We start from the raw sequence: 15,223 nt of genomic DNA on the forward strand, positions 1-15,223 counted from the left end.
CAGAGTTTCAAACGGCTTCAGCCGCCCGACTTGGGCACCAGCAGGGGAATGATGCGGTCGCTCTTGGCCACCGAAGGCCGCCCGGCTGAACCATAGGGGATGCCGAGCGCATCCCAGGTCTCGACCAGCGCATCCTGCAATTCGGCGATCAGCGCATCGGAATGGAACGGCGTCGGCGTGATGCGCAGCCGCTCGGTGCCGCGCGGCACGGTCGGGTAGTTGATCGGCTGGATGTAGATGCCGTGCACGCCGAGCAGGCGGTCGCTGGCCATCTTGCAGGCCTCGGGATCGCCGACCAGCAGCGGCACGATGTGGGTCGGCGAGTCCATCACCGGCAGGCCGGCGGCCGACAGGATCTGCTTGGTTCGGCTCGCCTGCTGCTGCTGGGCGTCGCGCTCGGCCTGCGAGCGCTTGAGATGGCGGATCGACGCGGTCGCGGCAGCCGCGATCGCCGGCGGCAGTGCCGTGGTGAAGATGAAGCCTGGCGCATAGGAACGCACAGCGTCGATCACGGCGCTGGTGCCGGTGATGTAGCCGCCCAGCGTGCCGAATGCCTTGGCCAGCGTGCCTTCGATGATGTCGATGCGGTCGGCCAGGCCTTCGCGCTCGGTGATGCCGCCGCCGCGCGGCCCGTACATGCCGACGGCATGGACCTCGTCGATATAGGTCATGGCGTTGTAGCGCTCGGCGAGTTCGACGATCTCTCTGATCGGCGCGATGTCGCCATCCATCGAATAGACGCTTTCGAAGACGATCAGCTTGGCGCGTTCGCGCCCCGCCGCCTGCAAAAGGCTTTCCAGATGCGCCACGTCGTTGTGGCGGAAGATCTTCTTCTCGGCGCCGGAACGCCGCACGCCTTCGATCATCGAGGCGTGGTTCAATTCGTCCGAGATGATCAGGCAGTTGGGCAAAAGCTTCGCGATGGTCGAGATCGAGGCTTCGTTGGAGACGAAACCGGAGGTGAAGACCAGTGCCGCTTCCTTGTCGTGCAGGTCGGCAAGCTCCACCTCGAGCTCGACCAGCGGGTTCGAGGTGCCGGAAATGTTCCGGGTGCCGCCGGCGCCCGAACCCATCTTGCCTGCCGTGTTCTGGAAAGCGGCGATGACGTCGGGATGCTGGCCCATGCCGAGATAGTCGTTGGAGCACCAGACGGTGATTTCCTCGGCGCGGCCATTGGAACGCCAGATGGCGCGCGGGAACTTGCCCGCGATCCGCTCCAGGTCGGCGAAAACGCGGTAGCGACGCTCGGCATGGAGCTGGTCGATCGCTTCCTCGAAGAACCGCTGATAGTTCATGTCGACTTCCCAATTTTTGCGCGGGATCATAATCATTGGCCTGTTGGTCGTCCACCTGGCCTTTTTGGTCAAAATGCCACGCCCCGGACCTGTTCCTAACGACCACGGATCGTGGCCTATTCCCTTGATGTGGATCAACTTTGTTTCAGGACAATGCCACTGGCCGGCGAGGCCGGTTACCACGGGTTCCAATGGTCATGCGGCGGGCTTTCCAGTAGAGCGGGGGTTGAGACAGTTTCCGACAAATCTTGGATAAGCGAGGACGCGGATGACGGTTTTGGTTACAGGCGGCGCCGGTTACATCGGCAGCCATATGGTCTGGGAGCTGCTGGATGCCGGCGAAAGCGTGGTCGTTCTCGACCGTCTTTCCACCGGTTTCGAATGGGCGGTGGCGCCCGAGGCAAGGCTGGTTGTCGGCGATGTTGCCGACAGGGAATTGGTCGGCGGGGTCATCAGGGAGAACAAGGTCGACGCGATCATTCATTTCGCCGGCTCGATCGTGGTTCCGGAATCGGTCGCCGACCCGCTCAGCTACTATGAGAACAACACCTCGAAGACGCGCACGCTGATCGAAACCGCGGTGCGCGAAGGCGTGCCCAATTTCATCTTTTCCTCGACCGCCGCCGTCTATGGCGGAGCCGGCCTGGAGCCGGTGCGCGAGGACGCCCGCCTGGCGCCGGAATCGCCCTATGGCCTGTCCAAGCTGATGAGTGAGTGGATGCTGCGCGACGCGTCGATCGCGCATGGCCTGCGCTATACCGCGCTGCGCTACTTCAACGTCGCCGGCGCCGACCCGAAGGGCCGCACCGGCCAGTCGACGCCGGGCGCCACTCATCTGATCAAGGTTGCCTGCGAGACGGCACTTGGCAAGCGGCCGTTCATGCAGGTGTTCGGCACCGATTATCCGACGCCGGACGGCACCTGCATGCGCGACTACATCCATGTCAGCGACCTGGCGGCGGCGCATCGCCTGGCCCTGCAACGGCTGCGCGCCGGGGGCACCAGTCTCGTCGCCAATTGCGGCTACAGCCATGGCTATTCGGTGCTCGAGGTCATCGACAGCGTGCGCCGCGCCTTTGGCCGTGATTTCGAGGTGAAGATGGGCGATCGCCGTCCCGGCGATGCCGCGGCGGTGGTCGCCAATTCGGATCTCGCCCGCGCCGAGCTCGGCTGGACCCCGCAACGCGACGATCTCGACCAGATCGTCGCCGACGCGCTCGCCTGGGAGCGCATCCTGACCGGCAAGAACTCCGCGCGCGGCTGAACCGGGTTCTCCCAAGGGCTCGCAAAGCGGGCAGCGAAGCGCTATTGAAGGCGTTCGCGGCAAGGCGCGGAGGCGCCGCGCCGCGAGGAGCTCTTGGGGGATGGCATGAAAATAACGGTGCTCGGGGCCGGTGTCGTCGGTACGGCGGCCGCCTATTATCTGGCCAGCGACGGCCATGAGGTGACAGTGATCGAGCGCCATCCGGCGGCGGCACAAGGCACCAGCCAGTCCAATGCCGGCCTGGTGTCACCGGGTGACGCCACCGCCTGGGCCTCGCCGGCGGCTTTGAAGACCTTCCTGCGCGGGCTCTACAACCATGATCTCGGCATCAAGGTCAGGCTGCGCCTCGATCCCTATTTCCTCGCCTGGAGCCTGCGTTTCCTGCGCCAGTGCACGGTGGCGCGCCTGCGCGCCAACACCGACATCAAGCTCAGGCTCGCGCTCTATTCGCGCGACTGCATCAATGCGCTTTCGGAAGCCACCGGCATCCACTACGACGAGCGCAAGAAGGGCATTCTCTATTTCTTCCGCTCGCAAAAGAGCCTCGACACCGGTACCGACAATTACCGTTATCTTGCCAAGCACGGTCTGCCGATCGAAATCGTCGGCCGCGACCGGCTGGTCGAGCTGGAACCAGGCCTTGCCGGCGTCAAGGACAAGATTGCCGGTGGCGTCTATTCGCCAACCGACCAGACCGGAGATTCCAAGCAGTTTGTCGACAGGCTGGCCGCCTATGCTGCCGAGAAACTCGGCGTCAAATTCCTGTTCGGCACGACAGTCGAAGGCCTCGACATCGAGGGCGATCATGTGCGCGCGGTGTTGACGTCGGCCGGCCCGGTCGCCGGCGATGCCGTGGTCATCTCGATGGGACCGGAGAGCGGCCTGCTCGGGCGCCGCTATGGCATCGACCTGCCTGTCTATCCGGTAAAAGGCTATACCGCGACGATTCCCTTGGAGGACGAAAGCAAGGGACCGACCATGGGCGGAGCCGACGAGGACCGGCTGATCGGCTATTCCAGGCTGGGCAACCGCTTGCGGATGTCCTCGACGGCTGAATTCACCGGCTTCGACCGAACTTTCAAGCCCGCCGATTTCAAGACGATCATCAGCACCGGCAAGGATCTTTTCCCGGGTGCCTTCGACGAGAAGAAGGCTGTGTTCTGGGCGGGCCTGCGGCCGATGATGCCCAACTCGGTGCCGGTCATCGGCCAGGCGCGCTACAAGAACCTCTATCTCGACACCGGCCACGGCCACGTCGGCTGGACCATGGCCTGCGGCTCCGGCAAATTCCTTGCCGACCTCGTTTCCGGCCGCAAGCCGGAGATCGACCCGCAGGGACTGGTCTACGGGGGCTAGTGATGTCGGGACCGCAAGTCGCTATCGATCTTGGCCGCATCGAGCGCAACGCGCGCACCATCGTCGAGCGCTGCGCGCTCTCGGGCATCAAGGTGTTCGGCGTCACCAAGGGCACGTGCGGCATGCCGCAAGTGGCGCGCGCCATGCTGCGCGGCGGTGTCGCCGGCATCGCCGAATCGCGCTTCGAGAACATCCGCCGGCTGCGCGACAGCGGCATCAACGCGCCGATCATGCTGTTGCGCAGCCCGCCGATGGCGCGGGTCGAGGAGGTGGTGCGCGCCGTCGACATCAGCCTGCAGTCGGAACTCGCAACCATCCGCGAAATTTCGCGCATCGCCGAACGCATGGGCCGCGTCCACGACATCATGCTGATGATCGATCTCGGAGATCTGCGAGAGGGCATCTGGCCGAACGACCTGATCCAGACGGTCGAGCAGATACTGCAGTTCAAGGGCGTTCGCATTGCCGGCATCGGCACCAATCTCGGCTGTTTCGGCGCCATCATGCCGACGCCGGAAAATCTCGGCCAGCTCGTCGCCCATGCCTACAAGACCGAGCGCCTGTCCGGCAGAAGCCTCGACGTGATCTCCGGCGGTGCCTCGTCGTCGCTGCCGCTGCTGCTCGAAGGCAGACTGCCGGCCGGCATCAACAATCTGCGGGTCGGCGAGGCGATCCTGCAGGGCGGCGTCGAGACCTTCCGCGACACGCCGTGGGCGGAGCTCGAACCCGATGCCTGCCGGCTGACCAGCGACATCATCGAGGTCAAGCTCAAGCCGTCACGGCCGATCGGCCAATCCGGCTATGACGCCTTCGGCAACCAGCCGGTCTTCCCCGACGAGGGCGACAGGCTGCGCGCCATCGCCAATATCGGCCGCGAGGACGTGCTGGTCGAGGGGCTGACGCCGATTGCCAAGGGGATACGGGTGCTCGGCGCCTCCAGCGACCATCTGTTGCTGGATGTTGCCGATGCCGATCCGAGGCCCTCCGTCGGCGACCGCGTCGCCTTCCGCATGAGCTATGGCGCCATGCTGCTGGCGATGACCTCGGAATATGTCGAGAAGGCTCCGATGCATGACGTCGCGGACTTTTCCGGTCGCAAGATGGTGCAGATCACGGCCGGGCAAGGGGCTGCCCGCATCCTGGCTCGGGAAGGCACCGGCGCCCGGCTGGAGGCGATGAATTTCGACGTCGTGGAACTCGCCGATATCGAGCGGCCGCCATCGGGGCTGATCCGGCTGACGGCCGGCGCCGACCGTCGCATCGCTCACAAGGCGCTGACCGCAACGGCGCGCGCGACCCATTCCTTCGGCCTGATCTGGATCGATTCCATCGCCGCCCTAATGCCCGAGGACGAGGACGGCATCGACCTGCCGGAGGGCTCGGTCCTGGCGCGGACACTCGGTCTCGACCACAAGGCGGGCGCGTTGCAGCCGCAGCTGTCGCCGGAGAATGTCGTCATCGTCGGCCTGCGCCATGCCGATCCGGCTGAAGCGCGGGTGCTGAAGGATTCGCGCGTGTCGGCCTTCACCATGACCGATATCGACGCCATGGGCATGCGCGACCTGATGCATGAGGCGATACGCATCGCCACCTCTGGTACGCAAGGCTTTCACGTCAGCTATTCGCCGACCGCGACCGAATTCGCCGGCTGGGCTGCGGGCTCCGGCGGGCTGACCGTGCGCGAGACGCATCAGGCGATGGAGGCGATCGCACTCTCCGGCGGGCTGCTGTCGATGGATGTGTCGGGCCTGACGGCGGATCTGGAGCCGCGGATCGGCACCGACGCGGTCAACTTCGTCATGTCGGCCTTCGGCAAGCGGATTCTTTGATCAGCCCTGCACGTCCACTGCCGCGCGCCATGCGCTGGCATAATCGACCCAGGCCGGGTCTACAGGCGGTTCTATTCTTTCGCCCTTGCCGTGCGTCGCCGGCTGATCGGATGCCAGCAGCGCCGCGCCGATGCTGGTGCCGGTGGCGGCCTCGGACGCAACCACGGCGCGCGCCGTGGCTGCCGCCAGCATGCCGACAAAGAGCCGGTTACGGGCAAAGGGGCCTTCGACCGTGGTCGGACCGTCCGCGCCGATCAAGTCGAGGCAGGTCGCCGTCATCAACGCCAGATAGAACGAGATGGCGGCAAAGCGCTGGCCGCTGTTCAGGCCCTCGGCATCAAGCCATATTGCGACATGGTGCGGGAATGGGCCCGAGCCTTGCTGGGTCGACGGCAGCAGCAGCATCTTTCGCCCCAACACGGCGCCGACATCATCTTCAGTCCACTGCTCCGGCTGGTCCTTGGTCAGCACGGAAAACTCGCGGCCGCCCATGAAGCGCGCAGAGGGAACGGGATTGCCGAGTGCGTTGACATTGACCAGCGTGTCGCGCGCGGCATCCAGCGCAATCTGTTTGCCGCCGACCGCCATCGACACCACCCAGGTGCCGGTCGAGACCACGGAGAAAGGCGGTTTGTCGGAGAGAAGATGCGGCAGCAGCGAGGCGTTGGAATCATGCAGGCCGCAGAACACCGGCGTTTGCGGATCGAGTCCGGTTCGCGCCGCAACAGTGGGCAGGATCGGGCCGAGACGATCCCTGGCCGGCCGCACCGGCGCCATCAGGCTCCGCCACTCCAGCCTGTCGACCAACGATGAAAAATCCGCTGTCCACGGGTTCCACAGGTCGGTGTGGCAGCCGAGCGAGGTAACTTCGTTGGCGGCGATGCCGGTCAGGCGCAACGCCCAGTATTGCGGGTACATCAGCATCGCGGCGGCCCTGGCGAATTCGGCCGGGAAGCTTTTCTGCTGCCAGAAGAATTGAGCACCGAGATTGAGGCCGAGCGGCAGGCGCGGCGTGCCGGTCTCGGCGAAAGGCGGGCGGATCGCTTCATAATCCGCTGCCAGCCTGTCGGGGCCGTCGAACTCATAGTCGAGCACCGGCAGCACCAGTTCGCCCGCAGCGTCGACCAGCACGCCCGTCGCGCCATGGGTGGTGATCGAAATGGCGTCGATGCGCTGTTCGCGGTTGAGACCGGCAAGGCTTTCGAGGATGAATGCCCACAAGGCCTCGACATCGTGGTGCGGGTAGGGCGCATGTCGCACCGGCGCATTGGACATGCGGCGCAGCGCCACCTCGGCCAACGTAGCGAGGTCGACCAGCGCCACCTTGGCGTTGGTCTTGCCGATGTCTATGACGGCGATGTGGCGCATCGCACTCATGTCATGTGGAACATTGTTTCCAGCTTCACGGCCACCGGCTCGTTGTCCGGTCTGGTTTCCATGATGTCGGCCATTTCAGCCCACCAGCGCTGCATCACCGAATGCCCTGGCAATTCATCCATGCCGTGGTCGTCTCGCCGCCACAGAACACCGAACAGGATATTGGTCTCCTCGTCGAGATGGATGGAATAATCGGAGACGCCGGCCTGCTTCAGCAGCGCGACCAGTGACGGCCAGATCTCGTCATGGCGCTTCTTGTACTCGGCCTTCATGCCCGGCTTGAGCTTCATTTTGAACGCGTATTTCTGCGGCATCAGCGCCCTCCGCGCAATCGCCGCCAAACGATCGGCAAGGCGATGACGATGATCAGCAGCAGGCCGATGAAGATCGACATGACGATGCCGGGCACATTGAGCAGGCCGAACCCGAAGGTCACCAGCCCCATGATGAAGGCTGCGAGCACGACGCCAACAATACTGCCGGCGCCGCCGAGGATGCTGACGCCGCCGAGCACCACCATGGTGATGACTTCCAGCTCGTAGCCCTGCGCGATCGATGGCCGCGTCGAGCCGAGCCGCGAGGTGATCAGCACCGAGGCGATGCCCGACATCAGCCCGGTCAGGCAAAACAGGATGAACTTGGTGCGGCCGACGCGCACGCCGGAAAACTGCGCAGCTATCGGATTGTTGCCGATGGCGAAGACGCGTCGGCCGAAACTCGTACGGTGCAGAAGGAACCAGTAGACGACGGCCGCGATCAGGAAGAGCACCAGCTCGAACGACACCACCCACCAGACATAGCCCTGGCCGAAGAAGGCGAAGCTTGCGGGATAACCCTTGTAGGCCTGATCGCCGAGGATGATGAAGGCGATGCCGCGAAACAGGCTCATCGTGCCGATGGTGACGACGATCGACGGCAGGCCGATTCTTGCCACCAGCAGACCGTTGAAGGCGCCGCAGCCGAGCCCGACGACGATGCCGATCGCCACCAGCACCGGCGTGCCGGCGCCGGCCTGCACCGCCATGCCCATCATCGTCGACGCCAGCGCGATGATGGCGGCTACCGACAGATCGATCTCGCCTGAGATGATCAGCAGCGCCATGGCGAAGGCGATCAGGCCCTTCTCGGTGAAATTGAAGGTGAGATCGGACAGCGAGTAGGGATCGAGAAAATAGGGCGAGGCAAAGCTGTTGATGGCGAAGATGGCGACGGCCACCACGACCAGCAGCGCTTCCCAGGAAAAGATCGCCGAATGCAGCGGCTTGTCGAGCCGGTCGGGAATGTAGCGCGGGGCAGGGATGTCGGTCATGTCCCCGCCTCCACCTTCCTGAGGATGATGCGGCCTTGCTGGCGTTCGCCGCGCGCATTGAGCACGACGGCCAGAATGATGGCGCTGCCCGAAATCGCCATCTGCCAGAAGGGCGAGATGTTGATGACCGGCAGCGCGTTGGAGATGATGCCGAGGAACAGTGCGCCGAGCACCGCGCCGCCGACCGAGCCGATGCCGCCGGCGATTGAGATGCCGCCGATGACGCAGGCGGCGATGATGTTGAGCTCATAGCCGTTGGCGACCTCGACCGACGCGATCACATAGCGCGAGATCCAGAGATAGCCTGACAGGCCGCCGATCATGCCGGAGATGCAGAAGACGATGAATTTCGTTCGGCCGACATCGATGCCGGCATAGACGGAAGCCGTCGGGTTGACGCCGATGGCATAGATCGAGCGGCCGAGTGCGGTGCGCGTCATCAGGATGAAGAACAGCGCAATGACCAGAATGGCGATCCACGACAGCACGGGAATGTTGAGGAAGGCGGCGCGCTGGAAGCCGATGAAGTCCGGGCTCATCTTGTCGGCATTGACCCAGGCGCCGCCGGACAGCACGAAGGTGGCGCCGCGATAGATGGTCAGCGTGCCCAAAGTCACCACGATCGAGGGGATGTTCAGCCGCCAGACCAAAAGGCCATTGATGGCGCCGAGCACCAGGCCGACGGCCAGCGCAATGACGATCAGCAACGGGATCGGGATTGCCGGATGCGCGGCGTTCAGCATCGCCACCACCATGCCGGTGAAGCAGAGATTGGACGCCATCGACAGATCGATCGACCGGGTCAGGATGACCACCATTTGGCCAAGCGCCAGGATCATCAGGATCGAGGTGTCGTTGAACACCTGACCCAGATTGCCGGGGTCGGCAAAGGCCGGAAAGCGCGTCGAGATCAGGCCGATCAGCACGACGATGGCCGCGAACAGCCAGATTTCGCGATATTTGAGGAAAGCCTTCATGCCGCGATCCCCGCTGCCGTCCGAACCAGCGTTTCGGCGTCCAGCCCCTTATTGTCGTAGACCGCGACAACGAGACCCTCGCGCATGACCACGACGCGGTCGGACATGCCAAGAATCTCCGGCAGTTCCGACGACACCATGATCACCGACAGGCCTTGCGCCACCAACTCGGCCATGAAGCCGTGCACGGCGGCCTTCGAGCCGATGTCGATGCCCTTGGTCGGCTCGTCGAGGATGATCACCTTGGGCGACGTCGCCAGCCATTTGGCGATGACGATCTTCTGCTGGTTGCCGCCCGACAGCGTGCCGACGTCCTGGCTGAGCGAGGAAGCCCTGAGGTCGAGCCGCTCGGTGTAGGAGCGGGCCAGATCGAACTCTTCCGACAGCCGCAGCAGGCCTGACTTGGATGTGCGCTTGAGCGAAGGCAGCGAGACGTTCTGGAAGATCGGCAGGCCGATCACCACGCCTTGCTTGCCGCGTTCCTCCGGCACGTAGACGATGCCGGCATCGATCGAATCCGCAGCCGATTTCGGCGCGAGCGTCTTGCCTTCCAGCGTGATCGTGCCGGCTGATGTGCGGGTGATGCCAGATATCGCCTGCATCACCTCGCTGCGGCCGGCGCCGACCAGGCCGTAGAAGCCGAGGATCTCGCCCTTGTGCAATTCGAAGCCGATATCGTTGAATTCGGTCGGATGCGACAGGCCGGAAACGGAGAGCACCGGCGCGCCGATCTCGGCCTTGCGCTGCGGGAAGATGTGATCGACCGCGCGGCCAACCATCAGGCGCACGATCTGGCTCTGGCCGGCATCCTTGATCAGGCCTTCGCCGACCATCTCGCCATCGCGGAACACCGTGTAGCGGTCGGCGATGCGGTAGATCTCGTCGAACTTGTGGCTGATGAACAGGATCGCCTTGCCGTCGCTCTTGAGAAACTCGATCAGCAAAAAGAGCTCCTCGATCTCCTTCATCGAAAGGGCGGCGGTCGGCTCGTCCATGATGACGATCTGCGCGTCGATCGACATGGCACGCGCAACCGCGACCAGATGCTTGTTGGCGATGCCGAGATCCTTCAGCCGGGCGTCGGCGTCGATATGGCCGGCATGCATGGTGTCGAGTACTTCGCGCGCATTTTTGCGCATCGTACGCCAGTCGATGGTGCCGAAGCGCGTGCGTGGCGCGTGGCCGAGAAAGATGTTTTCGGCCACGCTCAGGTCGTCGAACAGCACGGTTTCCTGGTGGATGGCGGTGACGCCGTGGCCGAAGGCGGCGTGCGCGCTGGGCAGGGTGACGGCCTGGCCGTCGATGCTGATTGTGCCCGTGTCGGGCTGGTAGATGCCGGTCATGATCTTGACCAGCGTCGACTTGCCGGCGCCGTTTTCGCCGATCAGCGCCGTCACCTGCCCGGGGTAGAGAGACAGGCTGACATTGTGCAGCGCGCGCACGCCGGGAAAGCTCTTGGAGATGCCGGACAGCGTCAGGCGTGGAGCCGCCTCCCCCTTCTGGGGAGGGTCGCGAACGACTGGAGCGGGGTGGGGGTTGTCTAGCATATCAAGGTCCTGGTGCGTGGAGATGTCGCCACCCCACCCCGTCTCGCCGGTTTTGCTTCGCAAGACCGCCTCGCCGACCCTCCCCACAGGGGGGAGGGTGCAAGCGCTCCAGATCAATAGATCTTGGAGAACTTCTCGATGTTCGACTTGTCGAACTGGAAGGGCGGAGCCATCGCAGCCGAGTTGGTGTCGTCGAGCGTGACCTTGCCGACACGGCCGATCGACAGCGTGGCGCCGGGCTTGGCCTCTTCCTTCTTCACTGCCAGATCATGGGCGAGGTAGACGGCCGAGTAGCCGAGGTCGATCGGGTTCCACAGCGCAACCGCCTGGCTGGAACCGTTGTCGATGAACTTCTTGAACTCGGACGGCAATGCGAGACCGGTGACATTGACCTTGCCGATCAAGTTCTCATCGGTGACAACCTGGGCGGCGGCAACGACGCCGACGGTGGTCGGCGCTATGATCGCCTTGAGGTTCGGATAGGACTTCAACAGGCCCTTGGCCTCATCAGTGCTCTTGGCCGAATCGTCATCGCCATAGACGGTGGCGACAAGTTTGATCTTGGGGAACTTCTCCGGCAGGATTTTCTTGGCCGCATCGATCCAGGCGTTCTGGTTGGTCGCGGTCGAGGAGGCCGACAGGATGGCGACTTCGCCGCCTTCCGGCAGGTAATCGGCGGCAAGCTTGATGATGGTCTCGCCGATCAGGCCGGTGTCGGACGGGTTGAGGTGAAGCTGGCGGCCTTCCTTGGCGACGCCCGAATCCCAGGAGATGACCGTGATGCCGCGTTCCATGGCCTTCTTCAGCACCGGTACCAGCGCGTCGGCGTCATTGGCCGAAATGGCGATGGCGTTGACCTTCTGCGCGATCAGCGAATTGACCACTTCGATCTGCGCTTCGGCGGTCGCCTTGGTCGGGCCGGTGTAGATGATGTCGACATCGCCGAGTTCCTTGGCCGCCTCTTCGGCGCCCTTGTTGGCGGCATCGAAGAAGCCGTTGCCGAGCGACTTCACCACCAACGCGATCTTGACGTTCTCGGCATAGGCGGCATTCACGAACATGGCGGCTGAGAATGCAGCCGTCACCATCAATTTCTTCAAGAAGCTCATCGAATTTCCTCCCTTGAGCGTTGCATTCCATCGCCGCTGCGAGCGCGAGTTGGCCTCAGGCCTGCAGTGAAGATTCTTCCTTGTTGGTTGCGGATGTGCGGGCGACGACCAGCGTCACGCCGGCGGTTTCCAGCATCTTGGCTTCGCGATCCTCGATGCCGTCATCGGTGATGACGGTGGCGATGCGCGACAGGCCGCACAGGATCAGGCTGGAGCGTTTGCGGAATTTCGAGGAATCGACCAGCACCACCAGCTCGTCGGCCTGGTCGATCAGTTTCTGCTCCGCCTGGATCAGCAGCGGGTCGCCCTCCATCAGGCCGAGCGGCCCCAACCCTTGCGCGCCCATGAACATGCGGCGCGCATAGAAATTGCGCGTCACGTCATTGTCGAAGGGCGACAGGATGATGTTCTGCTCGCGGTAGATCGTGCCGCCAGACAGCATGACGGTGTTCTTGGAGTGCTTGAGCAGGTGCTCGGCGATCGGGAACGAATTAGTGAAGATCGGCATGCGGCGGCCGGTCAGGAAATGCACCATCTGGAATGTGGTGGTGCCGCCATTGATGATGATCGGTTCGCCGTCCTTGCACAGCTCGACCGCTTCGCGCGCAATCGCCCGCTTCTGTGAGGCGTTGATCGTTTCGTTGACGGAAAAGGGCCGGCCGGCCAGCCCAATGAACTGCGGCGGCGAGTTTGCCTCGGCGCCGCCGCGCACACGGCGCAGCCGCTTCTGGACGTGGAGGGCCGCGATATCGCGCCGGATCGTCGCCTCGGAAGACTCCGTCAGGTCGACCATCTCCTGCACCGTCACCACAGGCTTTTCCTGGACGGCGGACAGAATGATCCTGTGGCGCTCTTTTTCGTGCATGGTTCCTCCCTGCCTGAGCATCTAGGCACCCAAAACGCGCAGTGTCAATCATTTCCGATCATATAATTTCATTGTGCAGTGCAATATGATCGATATTGATCGTTTGTGATTGACAAGCCGGCCGCTTCCGTGGAAATTCGGGGCCAAATGGCCGCACCTTTTGCGTGCCTTTCGGGAGGATTTCTTATGCTCGACAAGCGCACCGGCGCGAGCCTCGCCAATCTGTGGGACGAGGCCAAGGCTCACGCTATGAGCGGGCCGGAACTTCTGGTCTACCGCTCGAACACACTTGGTTCCGACAAGCGCGTCACCAACTATGGCGGCGGCAACACCTCCTCGAAGATATGGCAGAGAGACCCGCTCACCGGCGAGGATGTCGAAGTGCTTTGGGTCAAGGGCTCGGGCGGCGACAGCGCCTCGATCAAGCTGGACGGCTTTGCCACGCTCTACATGGACAAGCTGCGCGCGCTCAAAGGCCTCTATCGCGGCGTCGAGCACGAAGATGAAATGGTCGGCTTCCTGCCCCACTGCACCTTCAACCTCAATCCGCGCGCGGCCTCTATCGACACGCCGTTGCATGCCTACGTGCCGAAGCCTTTTGTCGACCACATGCATCCCGATGCCATCATCGCCATTGCCGCCGCCAAGGATTCGAAGGCGCTGACGAAAGAAATCTTCGGCGACGCCATCGGCTGGCTGCCGTGGAAGCGTCCCGGGTTCGAGCTTGGTCTTTGGCTGGAGAAATTCTGCCTCGAACACCCCGATGCCAAGGGCGTCATCCTCGAAAGCCACGGCCTGTTCACATGGGGCGACACTCCCCGGGAATGCTACGAGACGACGATCTCGGTGATCAACCAGGCGATCGAATGGTTCGAGCGCCGCTCCGAGGGTGTCGCTATCTTCGGCGGTGAGGAGGTCAAGGCACTCGACGCCACCGAGCGCCGTGCCATCGCGGCCAAACTGATGCCGAGGATTCGCGGCCTGATCTCGGAAAAGAGCCACAAAACAGGCCATTTCGATGATTCCGCCGCCGTGCTCGAATTTGTCAATTCCAGGGATCTGCGCCCGCTGGCGGCACTCGGCACGTCGTGCCCCGACCATTTCCTGCGCACCAAGATCCGCCCCCTGGTCATCGAATTCGATCCGGCCAAGCCCGATGTCGATGCGGTGATTGCGCGGCTTGCCGACGACATCGCAGCCTATCGCGTCGGCTACCAGGCCTATTACGAGGGCTGCAAGCATCCGGATTCGCCCGCCATCCGCGATCCCAATGCCGTGGTCTACCTGATGCCCGGCGTCGGCATGTTCACCTTCGCCGGCGACAAGGCGACGGCGCGCATTTCGGGCGAATTCTATGTCAACGCCATCAACGTCATGCGCGGCGCCTCCACCGTCTCGTCCTATGTCGGGCTGCCCGCACAGGAAGCCTTCGACATCGAATACTGGTTGCTCGAGGACCTGAAGCTGCAGCGCATGCCGAAGCCGAAGTCGCTTGCCGGCCAGATCGCGCTGGTCACCGGCGGCGCCGGCGGCATCGGCCGCGCCACGGCCAACCGCCTGCTGCGCGAAGGCGCCTGCGTCGTGCTGGCCGACATCGACGAGACAGCGCTGGCCGGCGCCAATGACGAACTGGCGAAAGTCTACGGCAAGGATTTCGTCCGCCCGGTGTTGATCAACGTCACCTCGGAGGATCAGGTCATTTCGGGCTTTGCCGAGACGGCGGTCGAGTTCGGCGGCATCGACATTCTGGTGTCGAACGCAGGGCTGGCCTCCTCGGCGCCGATCGAGGAGACGACGCTGGCGCTGTGGAACAAGAACATGGACATATTGTCGACCGGTTATTTCCTGGTCTCGCGGGAAGCGTTCCGGCTGTTCCGCGCGCAGAAGATTGGCGGCAACGTCGTCTTCGTCGCCTCCAAGAACGGTCTTGCCGCATCGCCCAACGCTGCCGCCTATTGCACCGCCAAGGCCGCCGAGATCCATCTCGCCCGCTGTCTGGCGCTGGAGGGCGCGGAGGCGCAGATCAGGGTCAATGTCGTCAACCCGGACGCGGTGCTTCGCGGCTCGAAGATCTGGACCGGCGAGTGGAAGGAACAGCGCGCCGCCGCCTACAAGATGTCGACCGACGATCTGGAGGAGCACTACCGCTCGCGTTCGATGCTGAAGCGCTCGGTCTTCCCGGAAGACATCGCAGAGGCGATCTATTTCCTGGCATCCGACATGTCGGCCAAGTCGACCGGCAACATCATCAATGTCGACGCGGGCAACGCCCAGTCGTTCACGCGCTGAGCGGAG

12 protein-coding genes are annotated in these 15,223 nt (G+C 63.6%); 4 read left to right on the forward strand and 8 right to left on the reverse strand.

Annotated features, from left to right (window positions below; translation table 11 throughout):
* Window positions 1-17 precede the first annotated feature (17 nt).
* Window positions 18-1,295 carry a 5-aminolevulinate synthase gene (gene hemA / locus NKK51_RS17605; protein WP_127297829.1) on the reverse strand — a complete coding sequence of 426 codons (1,278 nt, stop codon included), beginning with the start codon at window positions 1,293-1,295 and terminating at the stop codon, window positions 18-20.
* Between the two features lie 268 nt (window positions 1,296-1,563).
* Here hemA and galE point away from each other — a divergent pair, with 268 nt between their 5' ends.
* From galE to NKK51_RS17620, 3 genes are all read left to right on the forward strand, one after another.
* Window positions 1,564-2,559, forward strand: coding sequence for a UDP-glucose 4-epimerase GalE (galE, locus tag NKK51_RS17610; protein WP_352554087.1), 996 nt, complete (start codon window positions 1,564-1,566; stop codon window positions 2,557-2,559).
* Between the two features lie 105 nt (window positions 2,560-2,664).
* Window positions 2,665-3,915: a D-amino acid dehydrogenase gene (locus tag NKK51_RS17615; protein ID WP_352554088.1), complete on the forward strand. Its 1,251-nt coding sequence runs from the start codon at window positions 2,665-2,667 to the stop codon at window positions 3,913-3,915.
* Between the two features lie 2 nt (window positions 3,916-3,917).
* The gene (locus NKK51_RS17620; protein ID WP_352554089.1) at window positions 3,918-5,744 is read left to right on the forward strand and encodes an alanine racemase; all 1,827 of its coding nucleotides are present in this window, start codon (window positions 3,918-3,920) and stop codon (window positions 5,742-5,744) included.
* On the opposite strand, the gene NKK51_RS17625 is transcribed toward NKK51_RS17620, so the two are convergent.
* The 7 genes from NKK51_RS17625 to NKK51_RS17655 all read right to left on the reverse strand — a co-directional run bounded on the left by NKK51_RS17625 (window position 5,745) and on the right by NKK51_RS17655 (window position 12,928).
* Window positions 5,745-7,121, reverse strand: coding sequence for an FGGY-family carbohydrate kinase (locus NKK51_RS17625; protein ID WP_352554090.1), 1,377 nt, complete (start codon window positions 7,119-7,121; stop codon window positions 5,745-5,747).
* The gene (gene rhaM / locus NKK51_RS17630; protein WP_352554091.1) at window positions 7,118-7,435 is read right to left on the reverse strand and encodes an L-rhamnose mutarotase; all 318 of its coding nucleotides are present in this window, start codon (window positions 7,433-7,435) and stop codon (window positions 7,118-7,120) included. The genes NKK51_RS17625 and rhaM overlap by 4 nt, the downstream gene beginning before the upstream one ends.
* Window positions 7,435-8,430: an ABC transporter permease gene (locus NKK51_RS17635; RefSeq protein ID WP_352554092.1), complete on the reverse strand. Its 996-nt coding sequence runs from the start codon at window positions 8,428-8,430 to the stop codon at window positions 7,435-7,437. The genes rhaM and NKK51_RS17635 overlap by 1 nt, the downstream gene beginning before the upstream one ends.
* Window positions 8,427-9,407, reverse strand: a complete 981-nt coding sequence (locus tag NKK51_RS17640; RefSeq protein WP_352554093.1) for an ABC transporter permease — start codon at window positions 9,405-9,407, stop codon at window positions 8,427-8,429. Before NKK51_RS17640 ends, NKK51_RS17635 begins: the two co-directional genes overlap by 4 nt.
* Window positions 9,404-10,954 (reverse strand): sugar ABC transporter ATP-binding protein, encoded by a 1,551-nt coding sequence (locus NKK51_RS17645; protein ID WP_352554094.1) that lies wholly within the window; start codon window positions 10,952-10,954, stop codon window positions 9,404-9,406. The genes NKK51_RS17640 and NKK51_RS17645 overlap by 4 nt, the downstream gene beginning before the upstream one ends.
* A 113-nt stretch (window positions 10,955-11,067) precedes the next feature.
* A complete protein-coding gene (rhaS, locus tag NKK51_RS17650) occupies window positions 11,068-12,063 on the reverse strand; it encodes a rhamnose ABC transporter substrate-binding protein (protein ID WP_023813908.1) in 996 nt (331 codons plus the stop codon).
* Window positions 12,064-12,118: 55 nt separating this feature from the next.
* Window positions 12,119-12,928 (reverse strand): DeoR/GlpR family DNA-binding transcription regulator, encoded by an 810-nt coding sequence (locus NKK51_RS17655; RefSeq protein WP_352554095.1) that lies wholly within the window; start codon window positions 12,926-12,928, stop codon window positions 12,119-12,121.
* A gap of 186 nt (window positions 12,929-13,114) precedes the next feature.
* On the opposite strand from NKK51_RS17655, the gene NKK51_RS17660 reads away from it, so the two are divergent.
* Window positions 13,115-15,217 (forward strand): bifunctional rhamnulose-1-phosphate aldolase/short-chain dehydrogenase, encoded by a 2,103-nt coding sequence (locus NKK51_RS17660; protein WP_352554096.1) that lies wholly within the window; start codon window positions 13,115-13,117, stop codon window positions 15,215-15,217.
* Window positions 15,218-15,223 lie beyond the last annotated feature (6 nt).

It is taken from the genome of Mesorhizobium sp. M0011 (assembly GCF_040324155.1).
Lineage (GTDB): Bacteria > Pseudomonadota > Alphaproteobacteria > Rhizobiales > Rhizobiaceae > Mesorhizobium.